The organism is Priestia sp. SIMBA_032 (genome assembly GCF_046535215.1).
Lineage (GTDB): Bacteria > Bacillota > Bacilli > Bacillales > Bacillaceae_H > Priestia > Priestia aryabhattai.
In genome coordinates, this window is record NZ_JAWRXD010001451.1 from 1 (window position 1) to 241 (window position 241).

Annotated in this window: 1 protein-coding gene; it reads right to left on the reverse strand. The window is 68.5% G+C overall.

The genetic code is table 11. The features are described 5' to 3' along the window. A partial coding sequence (locus SB717_RS39120) for an SAM-dependent methyltransferase (RefSeq protein ID WP_410908669.1) occupies nucleotides 1-241 on the reverse strand: 241 nt, incomplete at both ends.

Sequence of the window (241 nt, forward strand, 5' to 3'; positions counted from 1 at the left end):
GAACCCAGCGGCATACCCGCATAGCTCGGCACAGCGACCGTGGCGGGCAAGCCCGGGATGACCTCGAACTGCACCTGCGTGCGGGCGACGGCATTGACCTCGGCCAGGACCGAATCGGTCGTCAGCGGGTCACCGGCGACCAGACGGACCACATCGTGGCCCTCCCGGGCGGTGGCGACCAACGTCTTGGCGACCTCATTGGGGTCACCAAGGGCCGGGCGCACGTTGCTGACCTGGTTGT